Genomic DNA, 17522 nt, shown 5'->3' on the forward strand with positions numbered 1-17522 from the left:
GTACACCTAGTATGGTAACGGTTTTCCTTATTCTGCTGTCTAGTTACTCTAATTTGCTCATTTTGCGCCGGCTTGGTACTTTTCCGACAGTGATTTTCCTTAATGCGCACATGTGACTACCGATTAAGGAAATTCATTGTCGATACTAGCGGCCATAGGTGCAATTCTGGCAAAATAGCGAAATACGCTGACCGAAGAGCGAAATTCATTACCATAAGGGCGGCAAAAGCTGCTTCGACCAAACATAGTCCCAATGGAGCCGCATGAGACGGGAACCCATAAAAGCTCCAAATAGCCTGCTAAGTCGTTAGAGATTCCGAACATCGCCTATAGCCTTCTAAGTTTCGTTACGATTCGTTAGAATATTCCCCGAACCTATAAACACACAAAAGGACAGAGCATCAGATAAATCTGATCGCTCTGTCCTTCTTTATCTACCTAGAAAAATCTCAACAACTCCGCCTTAATCTCCTCGTTGCTGCCGCCGACAACCTTCTGGAACTGCGGCTTGTTGAACAATGCCTCGATCTGCGCCGGATACGTCTGGCGGATGCCCCGCAACCGGATCGACTCGTCGAACTTCGCCGGATGCGCCGTGGACAACGCCACGGTTACTTCGCCTGCCGCCGCCAGATGGGCCGCTGCCGTCACACCGCATGCCGTGTGGGGATCGAGCAAGTAGCCTTGATGCTTATGCGTTCCCTCGATCGCATCCAGACAGGCCTCATTCTCCACGCTGTACGCTGCGAAATCGGCCTGCACCCGCGCGAGAGCCTCGCCTTCTATAGCAATCCGGCCATCCGCCTTAAACTGTGCCATCAGCGCCGCTACTTTCGCCGCATCCTCTCCGTACAGATAGAACAGGTAGCGCTCAAAGTTGCTCGCCACCTGAATATCCATGGATGGGCTGTGCGTCCCGCGGAACTCGCCCGGCTGATACACACCTTCGTTCACGAAGCGCGCCAGAATATTGTTTTCATTTGTAGCCAGAATCAGCTTGTTCACCGGCAAGCCCATCTTCTGCGCCAGGTACCCGGCGAAGATATCGCCAAAATTACCCGTAGGCACGCTAAAGTTAATCTTATCCCCCGCAACGCCCTGGTCGACCAACCGGAAATAGGCGTAGAAGTAATACACCGTTTGTGCCAAAATCCGCGCAATGTTAATGGAATTGATGGCACGCAAGTGATACTGGTGCTTGAATTCCACATCCGCGAACAGCTCCTTGATGATGCGCTGGCAATCATCGAACGTGCCTTCCACAGCCAGATTCAGCACATTGGCGCTATCTACCGTGGTCATTTGCAGCTCCTGCACTTTGCTCACCTTTCCATGAGGGTGCAGAATACAAATGCGAATGCCTTCCTTACCGCGTACCCCTTCGATCGCGGATGCGCCGGTATCCCCGGAGGTCGCGCCGAGAATATGGATAATGGAGTTGTTGCGGCGTGAAATATAAGAATAGAGGTTACCCAGGAACTGCAGAGCAACGTCTTTGAATGCAAAAGTAGGCCCATGGAACAGCTCCAACACGTACAGACCGTCATGAATCCGGCGAACAGGCGTGACGTCTTCTTCGCGGAAGGTGCCGTAGCTGTCATCTACAAGCTTCTTCAGATCTTCCCGGGGAATATCGGCTTTCATGAATAAGGAGAATACTTCAAGCGCAAGCTCCGTATAAGAAAGCTTCTGCCATTGCTGCAGCGTATCTTGGGATAATTGCGGGAGGCGTTCCGGCACAAGCAAGCCGCCGTCGTCGGCGAGTCCCATCAGAACCGCATCGATAAAGCCAATCGGGGCTACTTGTCCCCGCGTGCTGATGTATTTCATAACAGTCTCCTTGTACAATACAAATTTATCTATTATTGTAGCTTAAGGGAGCCTTGCGGTCGACCCGAAAACATGGTTTTGCCGGAAAAAATGTGATAGGATGTACACCTATATTGAATGAGGAAGTGAACCGCCGTGATTCTGATTACGATACCGACACCGACTGTTACGATTCACAAGCAAGAAAATCCCCAGTTGAGCCACATTAACGGGTTTACCGACTTCCACCTGATCACGAGAGAAGAAGGCGGAATCTATATGTTCTATAACGCCAAGGACGAACTGTTATTCGTGGGGAAAGCCCGGAAGCTGAGACCGCGGATTAAGAAACATTTTGAAGACACCGTCTCTCCAATCAGAAACCACCGGGATGAGGTCACGAAGATTGAGGTGTGTATCGTACCGGACGCCGTGGAACGGGAAATCTATGAAACGTACATCATCAACAAGCTGCAAGCCAAGTACAACGTGGACAAGGTATTATACAAGTAGCCCAGAGCAAGCAAGCCATAAGCGCAGTCCGAAACGGATGGGTTTGTGGCTTTTTTAGTGGAAGCATACCTGTTTCCCGGGAGCCATGAACATGAACAGCCAACAACGCAAATGGTATAATAGTGATACAAATAAATTTAATACCACAAAATGGGAACGCCGGAAGGATAACATATAAATCATGAGTGACATTACTTTCAAAAGCTACCACCTATCCGATGACATTCTGCGCGCATTGGAGGATTTAGGTTATCTTCAACCGACCGAAGTGCAGAGCAAGGTCATCCCCGCGGCTCTCAGCGGCAAAGACCTGGTTGTGAAATCCCAAACGGGGAGCGGAAAGACGGCCTCCTTCGGCATACCGCTATGCGAAGGCGTGGACTGGAACGAGAATAAACCGCAGGCGCTGGTGCTGACCCCCACACGGGAGCTTGCTGTGCAAGTGAAGGAAGATATCACCAACATCGGACGGTTCAAGCGCATTAAAGCGACCGCGGTGTTCGGCAAGCAGCCGTTCCACATTCAGACGTTGGAGCTGAAGCAGAAGTCTCACGTTGTCGTAGGGACACCGGGACGGGTGCTGGATCATATCCAGCGCGGCACGCTAAACCTGCGACGCTTGAAGTATCTGGTCATCGACGAAGCCGACGAGATGCTGAACATGGGCTTTATCGACCAAGTCGAGGCGATCATCAACGAGCTGCCGAAGGACCGCATCACGATGTTGTTCTCCGCAACGCTGCCCGAGGACGTGGACAATCTTAGCCGGAAGTACATGAACGATCCGGCGTATATTGAAATTCAAGCCAGCGGCCTTACCACGGCTACCATCGAACACGGCATGATCGAAGTCGCGGAATCGGACAAGCCCTCCTTGCTGGAAAAGGTGACGATAACCGAGAACCCGGACAGCTGTATGATCTTTTGCAAAACGCAGGAGGGGGTCAATCAGGTGTTCAGGCAATTGGCGGATGCGGATTATCCGGCGGACCGGATTCACGGGGGCATGATGCAGGAGGACCGTCTGGAAGTGATGCAAGCTTACCGCAGAGGGCAGTTCAGGTACCTGGTCGCTACGGATGTTGCCGCCAGAGGCATTGATATCGACAATATCAGTCTGGTCATTAACTACGATACGCCGCTGGACAAGGAAAGCTATGTGCACCGGACGGGGCGGACAGGGCGCGCGGGCAGCAGCGGGAAAGCCCTGACGTTCGTGACGCCGCAAGACGGCAGAAGATTAGCTGAGATTGAAGAGTATATCGGGTTCAAAATTCCGGAGCTCGCAACCCCGACCCCAGCCGAGATTTCCGCGAAGACGCCGGCGTTTCAACAGAAGCTGAACATCAAGCCCCGCCTGAAGCAAGAGAAGAATGCGGTTCTCAATCAGGAGATTATGAAGCTGTATTTTAACGGAGGCAAAAAGAAGAAGCTGCGCGCGGTCGATTTCGTCGGAACCTTAGCTAGAATCGAAGGCGTAACAGCCGAGGATATCGGCATTATCACGATTCAGGACAATGTGACTTATGTGGATATTTTGAACGGAAAAGGTCCGCATGTCATTCAGGCTATGAAAACTACAACCATCAAAGGAAAACAACTCAAGGTGCACAAAGCGAATAAATAGGGTGGGAATCCGAAGAGAAGAGGTGGGGAACATTGTCTTTTGTTACGCGGTTGCAATGGTTTTTTAAAGAAAGATGGGGGTATTACGCGCTGGCCATCACCTTGATGGCGGGTGTAAGCTTGCTTACGATCGTTCCGCCCAAGCTCATCGGAAATACGGTGGACCGGATTCGGGAACAGGATTTAACCTCCGCGGGACTTACCCAAACGGTGCTCCTGCTGATTGGAATATCCTTGTTGCTGTATATCATGACTTACGTGTGGATCACAACTTTGTTCGGGAACTCGGCATTGATTGAGAAGCTGCTCCGGGGGCGTTTTTTGGCGCATATGACCCGCATGACACCGGCGTTCTTCCAACGCAACAGCACCGGTCAGCTAATGGCGCTCGCCACGAATGATATTTTGGCCATCGGCCAAACCTCGGGGTACGGGGTCATGACGCTGGTGAACACGCTGGTAGGCGCATCGGTGGTCATTATTACAATGATTTCTCTTGTGAGCTTCAAGCTGATGCTTGCGGCGCTTATTCCGTTACCTTTGCTGGCTTTCGTCATCGGTAAACTAGGCAAGCAGGTCCGGACCCGGTTTCTGGCGGCTCAGGCTTCCTTCGGACGCATGAATGACCACGCGCTGGAATCGATTTCCGGCATTCGGGTCATTCGTTCCTACGTGCAGGAGAATGATGATGTCAACGCCTTTGACAAGGTGACCTCCGATGTGATGGACAAGAACAAGAAGGTTTCCTTCCTCAACGCGATGTTTCAACCTCTCATCTCGTTAATTGTCGGAGTTAGTTATTCCATAGGCATCGGGTATGGCTCCTACTTGGTGCTGGAAGGCGAAATTACGCTGGGTCAGCTGATCTCTTTTAATATTTATTTGGGTATGTTAATTTGGCCGATGATCTCGTTTGGCGAGTTTATTAATGTGATTCAACGCGGCAGCGCCTCGGCGGATCGTCTGGATAATGCGCTGACGCAGAAGCCGGACTTGCTGGATGCGGAAAGACCTGTGGCGGTTGAGGTGCCGACCTCCATTGAGATGCGGAATTTGACCTTCACTTACCCCACAGCGAGTCAACCGAGCCTCAGGGAAGTGTCCTTCAGGCTCGAACGCGGACAAACCCTGGGGATTGTCGGGAAGACGGGCAGCGGGAAGAGCACGCTGCTGAAGCAGCTGCTGCGGCAATATCCGGTGGAGCCGGAACAGCTCTTCATCGCGGGGCATCCGGTCGAGCGGATTGCAATCGACCAGGTGAAGCGATGGGTCGCATACGTGCCGCAGGAGCATCTGCTCCTGTCGAAATCGATCCGCGACAACATCGCGCTCGGCAAGCCGGATGCGACGCCGGAGGAGATCGCCCGCGCCGTGGAAATGGCCTCCTTCACGGAGGACATCGCGCATATGCCGGAAGGGCTGCAGACGATCGTGGGCGAGAACGGCGTCATGCTCTCCGGCGGCCAGAAGCAGCGGCTGGCGATTGCCCGGGCGCTTCTCATCGACTCCGACATCCTGCTGCTGGATGATGCGTTATCGGCGGTGGACGCCCGGACAGAGGCTCGCATTCTGCATCACATCCGATTGGAGCGCACGGGCAAGACAACCCTGATCTCCACGCACCGTTTGTCCGCTGTAAGCCACGCCAATTGGATCCTTGTCCTGAACGACGGGCGGGTCGTGGAAGAAGGGACTCATGAAGAGCTGATGCTGTTCGGAGGCTGGTATAAAGAGCAGTGGGAACGTCAACAGATGGAAGCAAGTTTGGAAGAATAGATGGAGAATCCTTTCCACAGGCAGGAGGCCATTATGAAGAATCCATCACAGCAGTCCACTGCGAGAAGGCTGATCGGATACGCGCTGGATTATAAATTCAAAATTATCGGCGCATTGCTCATCCTATGTGTTGCCGTCGGCGCTGAACTGGGCGGACCGTATATTACGAAGACGATTATCGATAAGCATCTTTCACCTGCAGGCGGGGGAGATCTCGGCGCGGTGCTGGGCTTACTTGCGCTGTACATGGGTCTGTTGCTGCTCGCCAGTGTAGGCAACTTTACACAATCCTATATTCTGCAATCCACCGCGCTGCAGATTATCAAGAATATGCGCATGGATTTGATGCGGCATATTCAACGCATACCGCTGCGGTATTTTGACAATACTCCGATTGGCCAGATTGTGTCGCGGATCGCAAATGATACCGAAGCGGTACGGGATCTGTTCATGAGCTTCATGGCTACGTTTGTCGTGAGCTTCGTGCAGCTGACGGGGATTTTCATCGCGCTGTTCATTCTGGATGTGCGTCTGGCGCTGTTCTGCTTGCTGCTGCCGCCGCTGTTCGCGGTCATTATGGTTGTTCATCTGAAGTATTCCAAAGTGTTCATTACGATCATGCGGGCCCGGCTCAGCGATATGAATGCGATGATTAACGAGTCCATCACGGTGATGCCCATTATTCAGGCTTTTCGGCGGGAGAACGTAACCCAGGATGAGTTTGAAGTGCTGAATAAGGACCGTTATGTAAATCAAATTAAGCAGTTTCGGGTGTTTTCCCTCTCCTCGCGGAACATCGTGGGAACGATTGGCAGTCTGGTTACAGCGGCGGTGATCTGGTATTTTGGCCGGGAGTCGTTGGTGTCGGTCATCTCTTTCGGTGTGTTCTACGCTTTCATTGATTATCTGGGCCGGATTTTTCAACCGATTATCGGGATTTTCGATCAACTGACGAATGCGCAGAGAGCCTTTGTATCCGCGGAAAAAGTGTTCACGATCATGGACATGGAAGGCGCCGAGGTGGAGAAAAAGGGCAGTGTGGAGCGCCCGCAAGGGAATGTGAAGTTCGATAACGTCACGTTTGGCTACAAAGAAGGGGAGCCGGTGCTGAAAGGCATTTCATTCGAGGCCCGCAAAGGCGAAACTATTGCGCTGGTAGGTCATACCGGTTCGGGCAAAAGCTCGATCATCAACTTACTGCTTGGTTTCTATGAGCCGGGCAGCGGGGAAATATCCATTGATGGCCGGGATATTACGACCTATTCCAAGCAAGCGCTCCGCAAGCATATGGGCATTGTGCTGCAAGATCCATATTTGTTCGCGGGCGATATTAAGTTTAATGTCAGTCTGTATAACGACGAAATCACGCTGGATCAAGTGAAGGCGGCGCTCCGGGATGTCGGCGCAGCTCCGTTCGTGGAACAATTGCCTCAAGGCTACGATGAGCCGGTGGTGGAGAGGGGCAGTACGCTGTCTTCCGGTCAGCGGCAGCTCATCTCGTTCGCGCGGGCGCTTGCGTTTGACCCGTCCATCCTCATTCTCGATGAGGCGACGGCCAGTATCGACAGTGAGACCGAGGGGCTGATTCAGCAGGCGTTAAACGTCGTCAGTGCCGGACGCACCACGCTGATTATCGCCCACCGCCTGTCCACGATCCGCGAGGCGGATCAGATTCTCGTGCTCCATCGCGGCGAGATTGTGGAGCGGGGCAACCACGAGGCGTTGATGGCGCTGCAAGGACGCTATTTTAAGATGTATCAGCTGCAAAAAGGCGAATCGGCATCGGCCTAACAGGAAAAAAACAAATGGACAGTTAGAAAAGCCCTCCGTATGGGGGCTTTTCCTCGTTTAAGCTTTAGTGCACCCGTTCTTTAAACGTGTGGCAACAAGTATCCTTTACACCCGCTGCATGGTCGGTATGATGCGAATCATATTGCTCGTCCGGTGTGCCTTCCGGTAATTCCGCATGGGCATGGGCGTTGATCTCGATCATAATCGTTTCAGCAACACAATTGTTGCCTTCTTCCCAGTAGGAACAGTTGTCTACGCTGCATTTCACTTTTGGATTTTCCATCATCAGTCACCTCGTCGGAGTATTTTTAATTCATGTGCTTATTTCATACCACCCTGAACTTATTTATAAACAATACCTCTGACTTAGCGCTTCTCGGAACTTTTTCGGTGTGTATTCGTCTTAGGTATAGAGATGATGATTGCCGGCCAGCCTCTTGAGGCTGGCTTTTTGTTTTGTAGAGGATGAATTGATACAATGTTGATGAAGGACGTTGAAAGGAATGCTATAATCCGGTTTGTTTGATTCATACAATGGCTGAACCATAGTGAATCTATGTAAATTCGAAAGGATGGGGTACATGAGCGCAGCAAAACAGGAATATATCGTTATCTCGGGCGCGCGGGAGAACAATCTTAAGAATGTGAATGTAAGCATCCCTAAGCGGCAAATTACGATCTTTACCGGGGTCTCTGGTTCCGGCAAATCCTCGATTGTCTTCGATACGATTGCAGCTGAATCCCAGCGTCTGCTGAACGAGAACTTTAGTATGTTCGTCCGCAACTTTTTACCGCGGATCCCTCAGCCGGATGCAGATGCGATCAATAACCTGAGCATGGCTGTCATTGTTGACCAAAAGCGACTCGGCGGCGGTTCTCATTCCACGATGGGCACGATTACCGATATTTCTCCCCTATTCCGTCTGCTCTTTTCCCGGGTAGGTCAGCCTTACGTTGGTCAAGCAAACATGTTTTCCTTTAACGATCCGCAAGGCATGTGTCCCGAGTGCAACGGATTGGGCCGCAGGCTGGGCGTCGATATGGGCAAAGTATTGGATATGTCCAAGTCACTGAATGAGGGGGCCATTCTGCTTCCTGATTATTCGGTGAACAGCTGGGAGTGGAATATGCTCATGCAATCGGGGGATTTCGATCTCGACAAGAAGCTGAGCGATTATTCGGATGAGGAACTGGAGCAGCTGCTCTACGCCAAGGCCAGGAAGGTAAAGGTGGCTTTCGGCGGTAAGGACATGAATATTACGGTGGAAGGCGTCATTGAGAAATTCACCAACAAATACATAAAGCAGGATGTAAAGGCAAAGTCCGAGCGAACGCAAAAAGCGGTCATGCCTTTCATTTCCGAAGGTCCCTGCTCCAGCTGCCGCGGCGCTAGACTCAGTCAGGCTGCACTTAACTGCAGGATCAACGGATTGAACATTGCGGACATGTCCTCGATGGAGGTCGGACAGCTCATCCGTGCCGTCCGGGAGATCGAGGGTCCGGCGGCCGCGCCGATGGTGAAGGCCATTGCAGAACGGCTGCAGCATCTGGTGGATATCGGACTGGACTATTTAACCCTGGACCGGGAGACAGATACGTTATCCGGAGGTGAATCCCAGCGGGTCAAAATGGTGAAGCACCTGAGCGGAAGTCTGGTGGATGTCACGTACATTTTTGATGAGCCCAGCGTCGGCCTGCATCCCCGGGATGTTCACCGGTTGAATGAATTGCTTCAAAAGCTGCGCGACAAGGGTAATACCGTCATTGTCGTCGAGCACGATCCTGATGTGATCAAAATAGCGGATCATATTGTCGATGTCGGGCCTCGTGCCGGCAGCCGCGGCGGAACCGTCGTCTATGAAGGAGACTTCCAAGGCCTGCTGGATTCAGGAACACTGACTGGCACTTATATGAAGCGGCCATTGGAGCTCAAGCAAGAGGTCAGGCAGCCTTCCGGCAAGCTGTCGATTAAAGACGCCTCTCTGCATAATCTGCGTAACGTAAGCGTGAATATTCCGACAGGAGTGCTGACGGTAGTGACAGGTGTCGCAGGCTCGGGCAAAAGCACACTCATCAATGAAGTATTCCTCAGCCGGCATGAGGAGGCGATCGTCATCGACCAATCGGCGGTGGGCGTATCGACACGGTCCAATCCCGCGACTTACACGGGAATCATGGACGATGTGCGCAAAGCGTTCGCTTCCGCGAATAAGGTCAACCAGGGTTTGTTCAGTTTTAACTCCAAAGGAGCCTGCGATAACTGCCAGGGATTAGGCGTGGTTTATGCCGATGTGGCATTCCTTGACAGTGTAAAGTTGCCTTGCGAAGTGTGCGGAGGAAAACGGTTCAAGGAAGAGGTGCTCGAGTATAAGCTGAACGGCAAGTCTATTGCAGATGTGCTCGAGATGACGGTGGAGCAGGCATTGGAATTTTTTGAGCTGAAAGAGGTTGGGCGAAAGCTTCAGGCGATGAGTGACGTGGGGCTGAACTACATTACCCTCGGCCAGCCGCTCAGCACGCTGTCAGGCGGGGAATGCCAGCGCATTAAGCTGGCCAGCGAGCTGCATAAGAAGGGCAGCATCTACGTCATGGATGAGCCGACGACGGGCCTGCATATGTCGGATATCGGCCATCTTTTGCAAATCATGAACCGCCTGGTAGATGCCGGAAATACGGTCATTGTCATAGAACATAACCTTGAAGTGATCAGCCAGGCAGACTGGATCATTGATATGGGACCGGACGGTGGCAGCAAAGGCGGCCAGGTAGTGTTCGAGGGCACGCCGGAGCAGATTCTTCATGCCGGGCAGTCGATTACGGGGCAATATTTACATGTGAAATAAAAAGGTAGAACAGATCACTTCGCGGTGTTTCATGCCGATAAGTGATCTGTTTTTTGCATGTATGGAACAATTTCAGACGAATTTCGTTTCAGCATTTTGTACAAGGGCTTGCTTCTGTTCAATCATTGTCATAAGTTGATGGACCCTTCCGGGCGGAGGGTCTTATTTTTTTGCTGTACCCATACCGTTTTCATAGTTTTCGTCAAATCTTTACCCTTTCTTAAACTTGAGCTGCATCGGATTTTACAATAGGTGTATATACTTCAAGAGCAACTAGAATAGAAGAGGAGTGAAGTAGAATGAAGAAAAAAAGAGTTTTGGCCTTATCGATTGCTGCACTTACGTTACTGTCTTCCCAGTCTGTTTTTGCTAAACCGTCGGATCAAGCTGACAAGACATTTGATCTTCAGGCGCACCGCGGTGGAATGGGGCTGACAGTTGAGTCGACGCTGGCATCGTTTTCCCATGCACTTGAATTAGGCGTAACCACATTGGAGCTCGATGTTCAAATTACCGAAGACCACCAAGCCGTAGTTACACATGACCGCAAAATTTCAGGAAGAAACTGCAAGGATACCTCTCCTGCATTTGGGGGCGACCCTGAATTTCCTTATGTGGGCAAATACATAAAAGACCTTACGCTCGTCCAAATTCGTACGTTGGACTGCGGTTCGACTACCAAGCCGGAATACCCGGAACAACAGCCGAGCCCGGGGGCGAAAATGCCTTTGCTGAGCGAGGTTATTGATCTTGTGAAACAATATAAAGCCAAGAAAGTATGGCTGAACATTGAGACAAAGGTTGAGGCGGGTGCGCCATGGGAAACAGCTCCCCGTGAAGAGTTCGTGCAAATCGTTGCCCGCCAGGTCCGGGAAGCGGACATGCTGGACCGCGTAACTATCCAGAGCTTTGATTGGGGCGCCCTGATGCGGATGAAAGAGGTGGAGCCTCGCTTGCCGATCGTTGCCCTCACCAATGGAGACCAGTTCCTGCAGCCAGGCCAACCCGGAGCTTCCCCATGGCTGGGCGGCATCGACATTGACGATTTCGGAGGTGACCTCGTGGCGGCGGCCAAATCGTTTGGAGCGGATGCCATCTCCCCGGTTCACGGCAACCCGCAAAACGGCACCGTCACTGACGGTAACTACGTGCCTTATGTGACGAAGGAATTAGTAGAGAAAGCACACAAGGCCGGCATGAAAGTGATCCCGTGGACAGTGGACGACAAGCCAACCATGGAGAAGCTAATCAACGATGGAGTGGACGGGATCATCACCAACTACCCGGACCGCCTGCGTGAGGTCATGAAGGAGCATGGGTTTAAGCTGCCGAAGAGTTATAAGTTATAGAATCGTGCGAGATCCTTCCTATCGAAGGGTCTTTTTTTATATGAATTTTGAAACCATTTTCCGTTCTGTGTGTCATTATAGTGGAAAGAGGGTGAGACGGTTGCAGAGCGACGACTTGATCCAGCAATGGATTGAGCTATATTACGATAGGCTTACTTATATAGCTTACACTTACTTGCACGACAGAAGCGCGGCGGAGGATTCGGTTCAGGAGGCTTTAGTGAAGGCATACGTATCCCAACGGGATCTAAATGATCCAAGTCGCCCTTATCCATGGCTGGTAAGAATTGTAATCCATGAGTGTTTGAACAGGCTGAGAAAACAACGGAGAGAACTCCCGTCCGAGATACTTCCGGAGCAAGGAGGAGCAAGCACCGAAGACGTTTACATGACACGTTCAAGAAACCGGGAAGTTTATAGTGCGGTGATGTCTCTGCAGGAAAAGTTTCGTACCCCGGTGTTACTGTACTATTTTGAAGAGTTGTCTGTAAAAGAAATTGCCTTTGCGCTAAACATGGGGCAGGGTGCGGTCAAAACAAGGCTGCTGCGGGGAAGAGCTCAATTAAGGGAAAAACTTGAGGAGGGTGAACATAGAGATGAACTTGGAGAACCTTATTCGGGAGGCAAAACCGGATTATATCCGCGGTGATAAGGAGCAGGCGGCTTTGTCGGTATTAGCCCGGATCCCGCAGCAGTCCACAAGGCACATCCGTCGAAGCAAAGTAAGGCTAGTTGCTGTTATCATTGCTTCCGCACTGATGATAGGCGTGGGTGTACTTACTTCCGGATATGTGTCACCCACCATGGCTACTGCGTTGAACCGCCTTCCATTTGTGGGCAACTTGTTTGAACAATCGGGGGATAACGGGTTGAGAAATGCTAGTAAACAAGGTCTCATCTCCAGTGTCAATGCAAGCCAAACGAAAAAGGGGATTACATTTAGCATTTCTGAGGTCATGTACGATACGACGCGGATCTCCATGGTTCTCACCAGAGGAACATCGGATGGTAAAGTAGTACCCATAGATAAATGGCTTGGCCCCACAACCGAGGAAACGATTCAACGTTGGAAACAGGACCAGATAGACTATAATCATCTGGAGTTTTGGGTTAATGGGGAGAGGCTTCATGTCAATACGGGCATGTTTTCCGATATTTCGCAACATAACGCTACAATTATGACGATTCGGCCGGATCCGACTCAAGGAGAAAATACATTCTCAAGTTTGCCTGATGAATTTCAACTGCAATTGAGAATCCGGGATGCTACGATCGATGCTGACTTTGTTCTGGATTTTCCGGTAAAAAAGACGGTGCACGTTCAGTTGGATATTCGCCCTTCAGAAGTGAAGCGGTATGAGGACATGAGAATGGAAGTTACTCACCTGGTCATGACAAATGCTAGTATGCTGCTGGATGTAACGTTAACAGGTTCACCCGAACGAATTGAAGAATTAGGCAATACGCTGAAATACGATATAACAAATGAAAAAGGGGAGGAGTCATTGCTGAGGGGGGCCAGCAGCAGCTGGGGGCTAGGCAACAACACGTATAAGAACGTTGTAGAGATGACTCCTTTTGCGGCATTACCTAAACTTGTTGTAATTAAGCCATATGTAGTTAAAGAAGGAATGGAAAAAGTTTATATACCGGAGTTGGAGTTTGTTCTTGAGGTGCCCGGTAAAGGGGAGTAGCGGACATCATGTCCGCTTATTTCTTTTGTACTCATATAAATAAAGGCCGTTTCGTTTTAAACGAATTCCGTCTTGTATTTTCTCGAAATCATCGATGTGAACCCCGAAACCAAACATCTGTTCATAAGGAGCCAGCGTTGATTGCCAGATCTCAATAGGCTCTCCCTTTTGACTGGCGAGTTGATAGTCGGTAAGGTAGGCAGAATCGCTGATCCTCCCATCTGTCCGGTATTCATTCATGTCAAGAAACTCACCGCCTGAACGGTTCATGCGAGGTTTAAGCTTAAACAGAAACTCTAGGGAATCTTAATGGTTAGTAATGCTTTCCAAATAGATAGAAGTGTTATGTACGTTGTGAATAGGGATGTGAATTTCCAAAGTTCCTTTCACTCCCTTTGCGCGTGCAATATACAACGGATCAATGGTAACCTCCACTGACTCAGCATTCTTTTTCACGGTCAAACTATATTTTTTTTGCTCTAACACTCTCTCCAGTATACCGCTGTCGGAGTAGTAGTTTTTGTAGATGACGTAACCCGCCAATGATACGAAAAGCAACAACAAGCAGCCCAGCAAGCTCAAAGCGATCCATCTTCTCTTATCCATATTCCCGGAATACCTCCATAAATTTACAAGTAACCTCTCTAAGTGTAAAGGCTGGGAGTCCTTCTAACAATCCTACTCAGCGCCTAATGTACCTTGGAGAAGAAATGCTGCCCTTTGTTCCACACTGACCCACCCTAATTTCCCCCCACCTAACCCACTAAGTTCACACATTGTTCAAAACGGCGAAGTAAACCATAATGAGAGCATGCAAGACACACATTGAACCGAAAAAGGGGAAAAGAACAATGGTGAAACGCAATAAGATTGTAACATCGGTACTTGCCGGGGTGCTTGCGCTTAGCTTGGCGGCGTGCGGCAACGGTAACAATGGCGGTAACAACGCGTCGGACAACAAAGGGGCGAACAGCGGCGGCAACACCAACGCGGCTTCGGGTAATTCCGGCGGTGCATCCGGCGAGAAAATCACAATCACATTCCAGAACATCTACCCGGATCCGAACACGCCGTCCGCGAAGACGCTGAACAAGATCGTGGGCGATTATGAAGCGGCGCATCCGAACATCAAGATCGAGCTTGATTCCCTAAACACAGACCAGCAAAAGATCAAGCTGAAAACCCAAGCTGCTTCTCAAGAAGTGCCTGACATCACAATCGTGAACCCGAAAGCACAAATGCAGCCGTACGTAGAAGCGGGACTGCTGGCTCCGCTGAACGACATGGTGGAACAGAACGGCCTGAAAGACACGTTCCAACAAGGTATCCTTGACTTCTACAGCTTCGATAACAACCTTTACGCTCTGCCGGACGGGAACAACGTAGCTGTCGTGTACTACAACAAAGAACTGTTCGACCAAGCCGGAGCAAAAATCCCGACTACGTTCGAAGAGTTGATCGAAACTACGAAACTTCTGAAATCCAAAGGCATCCAGCCTTTCGTTATCGGTGAAAAAGACACTTGGACCGGTTCCTTCCTGTTCATGAACGTGCTTCTTCGCACAAACAACGGACCTGGCTTCCTGCAAGATGTAATGGATAAAAAGAAAACGTTTGAAGATCCTGCTTTCGTAGAAGCGGTTGATTCATTCCAAAACCTGGTGCAGGCGGGCGCATTCCAAGAAGGCGCAACTTCGATGGATTACAATGCCGGCGAGAACCTGTTCAAAACAGGCAAAGCAGCGATGTACTTCATGGGCTCCTGGGCAACTGGCTCGATCGACGATTCTTCCGTTAAAGGCAAAATCGGCGTATTCAAGTTCCCTACAGTAAACGGCAAAGGCGATCCTGACCAATTCATGCTGGCACCTGGTTCCGCTTTCGCGATCTCTGCTAAGAGCAAACACCTGCAAGAAACGAAGGACTTCTTAAACTATTTCATGCTGAACTACCCGAAAGTGAAATTTGAGAACAAAGACGCTGTAGGCGTAGCGCAAAAAGTAGACAGCGACTTGAAAGCAGCAGGCTATTCCGATCTGGCTGTTGAAATCAACGGCATGTTCAAAGGCGTAAAAGGCGGCGACCTGGCGTTCGACAACACGATGAACCCGGCTACGGCGCAGGAGCATTTGACGGCGATCCAGAACCTGTTTGTACAAAAAACAGACTCCAAAGAAGTAGCTAAACAGCATCAGACAGCTTTTGAAGCCAACAACAAATAGAACAAAATAACCGTGAGGCTTACGCGAGAGGGGACTTCGGTTCCCTCTTGCTATTCTTTCAGGATAGGAGGCGGACTCCATGAACAACGTATTAAAAGTTTCCAAAACCACGATCGCAGTCTTTGTACTGCCGTGTTTGCTGCTCTATGTCTGCCTGGTTTTTGTTCCGATTCTCGTGTCCATGTACAGCAGCACGCTGGAATGGAACGGAATTGGCACATCCAAATTTGTCGGGTTAGATAACTTTGTAACGATTTTTACAGCGGATAACGTATTCTGGCCGGCGGTCAGGCATACATTGCTGTTCGCGGTGTTCTCCATGCTGGAGATTCCGTTCGCGCTGATGCTTGCCATCCTGTTGAACCGTTATGTGAAACGACCGAATTTCCTTGTATCGAGTTATTTTATGCCTGTTATTCTCTCGGTCGTCATCATCGGCCAACTGTGGAAAACCATCTATAACCCGGCCTCCATGGGAGGCATGCTGAACGGTGTGCTGCTTAGCCTTGGACTGGATTCCTGGACCCATTCGTGGCTGACGGAACCAAAAGTGGCGATGTACGCCTTGTATTTTGTAGCTTTGTGGCAGTACCTGGGGTATCACTTGCTGATTCAATTTACCGGGATTCAGAACATTCCTGCTGAAATCTATGAAGCGGCCAAAATCGACGGGGCGGACGGCTTTAAAGCAGACCGCTATATCACGTTCCCGATGGTAGTGCCGATTTTTAAAATATCGATCGTTCTCGCCTTTATCGGCTCTCTTCAATCGTTCGACATGATTATGGTGATGACCGGCGGCGGCCCTGCGCATGCCACGGATGTCATTGCGACCCATATGTATAACAGTACGTTCCTCTCCCAAAAATACGGCTACGGTTCCGCACTCGCGACTGTGCTGGTCGTGCTGTGCCTCGGAGCTACCGTGCTGATTAACTCGGCTTTCCGCCGCCTGGAGAACAAGCTATCTTAACGAAAAAGGAGCGATCGGTTATGAACCCAACTGCTGACATTGTATTAAACCGGCCGAAGGCGGCTCGCCGCCGCAAACCTTTTTCGATTGGGAAAGGGGCGGCCCTGATCCTGTTCGGGATCCTGTTCGTCACACAGTTATACCCTTTGGTATGGCTGGTGCTGTATTCTCTGAAAAATAACGAGGAGATTTTGTCGGGGAACTTTTTTGCTCTGCCGGCCAAGTTTCTATGGAACAATTACGCCGACGCGATCAGCGGCGGGAACTACTGGCAGTACCTGCTGAACAGCGTGAAAGTGACGTCCATCACAATGGCGGCCGTGATCGTGCTGAGCTCCATGGTAGCCTATGCCATCTCGCGTTTCCGGTTCCGGTATGCGAATGCGGTAATGCTGGTGTTTTTGCTCGGGATGATGATTCCTATGCAGTCTACGCTGCTGCCGCTGATGGTTATTTTTAAGAAAATGGATATTTTGAACACCCATATGGCCATCATTCTTCCTTATATTGCGTTTCAGCTGCCAATTGCGATCTTTATTCTGAGCGGGTTTATGAAAACTATTCCCCATGAGATTGAAGAATCGGCGCTGATGGACGGGGCGAATATTTACCGGACGTTTTGGAGTATCATCCTGCCGATTTCGGTGCCCCCGATGATGACCGTGTGTATTCTGACGTTTATCCAGATTTGGAATGAGTATATTTTGGCGGCGACCTTTATATCCTCTGCAAGCTTAAAGACTCTGCCTTTCGGGGTATACAGTTTTGTAAGCCAGTACTCCGCCAACTATGGTGCGATCGGTGCTTATCTTGTACTCGGCGCGGCTCCGGTCATCCTGATCTATTTCCTGCTGTCGGAGCGGATCACCCAAGGAATGGTAGCGGGAGCCGTCAAAGGGTAATGGCATGAATTGCAAGGAAGTAGG

15 protein-coding genes are annotated in these 17522 nt (G+C 50.5%); 11 read left to right on the top strand and 4 right to left on the bottom strand.

From position 1 onward, the window contains the following. Positions 1 to 438: 438 nt before the first annotated feature. Positions 439 to 1830: a threonine synthase gene (gene thrC, locus ACFSUF_RS21780; RefSeq protein ID WP_377606551.1), complete on the bottom strand. Its 1392-nt coding sequence runs from the start codon at positions 1828 to 1830 to the stop codon at positions 439 to 441. Positions 1831 to 1965: 135 nt separating this feature from the next. Here thrC and ACFSUF_RS21785 point away from each other — a divergent pair, with 135 nt between their 5' ends. The 4 genes from ACFSUF_RS21785 to ACFSUF_RS21800 all read left to right on the top strand — a co-directional run bounded on the left by ACFSUF_RS21785 (position 1966) and on the right by ACFSUF_RS21800 (position 7515). Then, a complete protein-coding gene (locus ACFSUF_RS21785; RefSeq protein ID WP_377606553.1) occupies positions 1966 to 2322 on the top strand; it encodes a nucleotide excision repair endonuclease in 357 nt (118 codons plus the stop codon). A gap of 181 nt (positions 2323 to 2503) precedes the next feature. After that, positions 2504 to 3949 (top strand): DEAD/DEAH box helicase, encoded by a 1446-nt coding sequence (locus tag ACFSUF_RS21790; RefSeq protein ID WP_377606555.1) that lies wholly within the window; start codon positions 2504 to 2506, stop codon positions 3947 to 3949. Positions 3950 to 3981: 32 nt separating this feature from the next. Beyond that, a complete protein-coding gene (locus ACFSUF_RS21795) occupies positions 3982 to 5724 on the top strand; it encodes an ABC transporter ATP-binding protein (RefSeq protein WP_377606557.1) in 1743 nt (580 codons plus the stop codon). A gap of 33 nt (positions 5725 to 5757) precedes the next feature. Then, entirely contained in the window at positions 5758 to 7515 is a 1758-nt protein-coding gene (locus ACFSUF_RS21800; protein ID WP_377606560.1) for an ABC transporter ATP-binding protein, read from the top strand. A gap of 64 nt (positions 7516 to 7579) precedes the next feature. On the opposite strand, the gene ACFSUF_RS21805 is transcribed toward ACFSUF_RS21800, so the two are convergent. Beyond that, positions 7580 to 7801 (bottom strand): DUF1540 domain-containing protein, encoded by a 222-nt coding sequence (locus ACFSUF_RS21805; protein WP_377606562.1) that lies wholly within the window; start codon positions 7799 to 7801, stop codon positions 7580 to 7582. 295 nt (positions 7802 to 8096) lie between these two features. Between ACFSUF_RS21805 and ACFSUF_RS21810 the strand changes: the two genes are divergently transcribed. From ACFSUF_RS21810 to ACFSUF_RS21825, 4 genes are all read left to right on the top strand, one after another. Then, complete coding sequence (locus ACFSUF_RS21810) at positions 8097 to 10358, top strand: ATP-binding cassette domain-containing protein (protein WP_377606565.1); 2262 nt, start codon at positions 8097 to 8099, stop codon at positions 10356 to 10358. Between the two features lie 299 nt (positions 10359 to 10657). After that, positions 10658 to 11707: a glycerophosphodiester phosphodiesterase gene (locus ACFSUF_RS21815; RefSeq protein WP_377606567.1), complete on the top strand. Its 1050-nt coding sequence runs from the start codon at positions 10658 to 10660 to the stop codon at positions 11705 to 11707. 100 nt (positions 11708 to 11807) lie between these two features. Further along, entirely contained in the window at positions 11808 to 12356 is a 549-nt protein-coding gene (locus ACFSUF_RS21820) for an RNA polymerase sigma factor (protein WP_377606569.1), read from the top strand. Continuing rightward, positions 12304 to 13401 carry a DUF4179 domain-containing protein gene (locus tag ACFSUF_RS21825; RefSeq protein WP_377606571.1) on the top strand — a complete coding sequence of 366 codons (1098 nt, stop codon included), beginning with the start codon at positions 12304 to 12306 and terminating at the stop codon, positions 13399 to 13401. Before ACFSUF_RS21820 ends, ACFSUF_RS21825 begins: the two co-directional genes overlap by 53 nt. A 6-nt stretch (positions 13402 to 13407) precedes the next feature. Here ACFSUF_RS21825 and ACFSUF_RS21830 read toward each other — a convergent pair whose 3' ends face one another. Together ACFSUF_RS21830 and ACFSUF_RS21835 are read right to left on the bottom strand one after the other, a co-directional pair. Continuing rightward, positions 13408 to 13641, bottom strand: coding sequence for a hypothetical protein (locus ACFSUF_RS21830; protein ID WP_377606573.1), 234 nt, complete (start codon positions 13639 to 13641; stop codon positions 13408 to 13410). A 66-nt stretch (positions 13642 to 13707) separates the two neighbouring features. Then, entirely contained in the window at positions 13708 to 14007 is a 300-nt protein-coding gene (locus tag ACFSUF_RS21835; RefSeq protein WP_377606575.1) for a hypothetical protein, read from the bottom strand. A 245-nt stretch (positions 14008 to 14252) separates the two neighbouring features. On the opposite strand from ACFSUF_RS21835, the gene ACFSUF_RS21840 reads away from it, so the two are divergent. From ACFSUF_RS21840 to ACFSUF_RS21850, 3 genes are all read left to right on the top strand, one after another. Beyond that, positions 14253 to 15623, top strand: coding sequence for an extracellular solute-binding protein (locus ACFSUF_RS21840; RefSeq protein WP_377606576.1), 1371 nt, complete (start codon positions 14253 to 14255; stop codon positions 15621 to 15623). Between the two features lie 79 nt (positions 15624 to 15702). Beyond that, a complete protein-coding gene (locus ACFSUF_RS21845; protein WP_377606578.1) occupies positions 15703 to 16596 on the top strand; it encodes a carbohydrate ABC transporter permease in 894 nt (297 codons plus the stop codon). Between the two features lie 20 nt (positions 16597 to 16616). After that, the gene (locus ACFSUF_RS21850; RefSeq protein ID WP_377606580.1) at positions 16617 to 17498 is read left to right on the top strand and encodes a carbohydrate ABC transporter permease; all 882 of its coding nucleotides are present in this window, start codon (positions 16617 to 16619) and stop codon (positions 17496 to 17498) included. Positions 17499 to 17522 lie beyond the last annotated feature (24 nt).

Source organism: Paenibacillus gansuensis (assembly GCF_042684925.1).
GTDB lineage: Bacteria > Bacillota > Bacilli > Paenibacillales > DY6 > Paenibacillus_N > Paenibacillus_N gansuensis.

Coding starts and splice junctions, on each gene's coding strand:
- thrC (WP_377606551.1), bottom strand. CDS start 1,830: ATGAAATACATCAGCACGCGGGGACAAGTAGCCCCGATTGGCTTTATC.
- ACFSUF_RS21790 (WP_377606555.1), top strand. CDS start 2,504: ATGAGTGACATTACTTTCAAAAGCTACCACCTATCCGATGACATTCTG.
- ACFSUF_RS21800 (WP_377606560.1), top strand. CDS start 5,758: ATGAAGAATCCATCACAGCAGTCCACTGCGAGAAGGCTGATCGGATAC.
- ACFSUF_RS21805 (WP_377606562.1), bottom strand. CDS start 7,801: ATGATGGAAAATCCAAAAGTGAAATGCAGCGTAGACAACTGTTCCTAC.
- ACFSUF_RS21810 (WP_377606565.1), top strand. CDS start 8,097: ATGAGCGCAGCAAAACAGGAATATATCGTTATCTCGGGCGCGCGGGAG.
- ACFSUF_RS21815 (WP_377606567.1), top strand. CDS start 10,658: ATGAAGAAAAAAAGAGTTTTGGCCTTATCGATTGCTGCACTTACGTTA.
- ACFSUF_RS21825 (WP_377606571.1), top strand. CDS start 12,304: ATGAACTTGGAGAACCTTATTCGGGAGGCAAAACCGGATTATATCCGC.
- ACFSUF_RS21830 (WP_377606573.1), bottom strand. CDS start 13,641: ATGAATGAATACCGGACAGATGGGAGGATCAGCGATTCTGCCTACCTT.
- ACFSUF_RS21835 (WP_377606575.1), bottom strand. CDS start 14,007: ATGGATAAGAGAAGATGGATCGCTTTGAGCTTGCTGGGCTGCTTGTTG.
- ACFSUF_RS21840 (WP_377606576.1), top strand. CDS start 14,253: ATGGTGAAACGCAATAAGATTGTAACATCGGTACTTGCCGGGGTGCTT.
- ACFSUF_RS21845 (WP_377606578.1), top strand. CDS start 15,703: ATGAACAACGTATTAAAAGTTTCCAAAACCACGATCGCAGTCTTTGTA.
- ACFSUF_RS21850 (WP_377606580.1), top strand. CDS start 16,617: ATGAACCCAACTGCTGACATTGTATTAAACCGGCCGAAGGCGGCTCGC.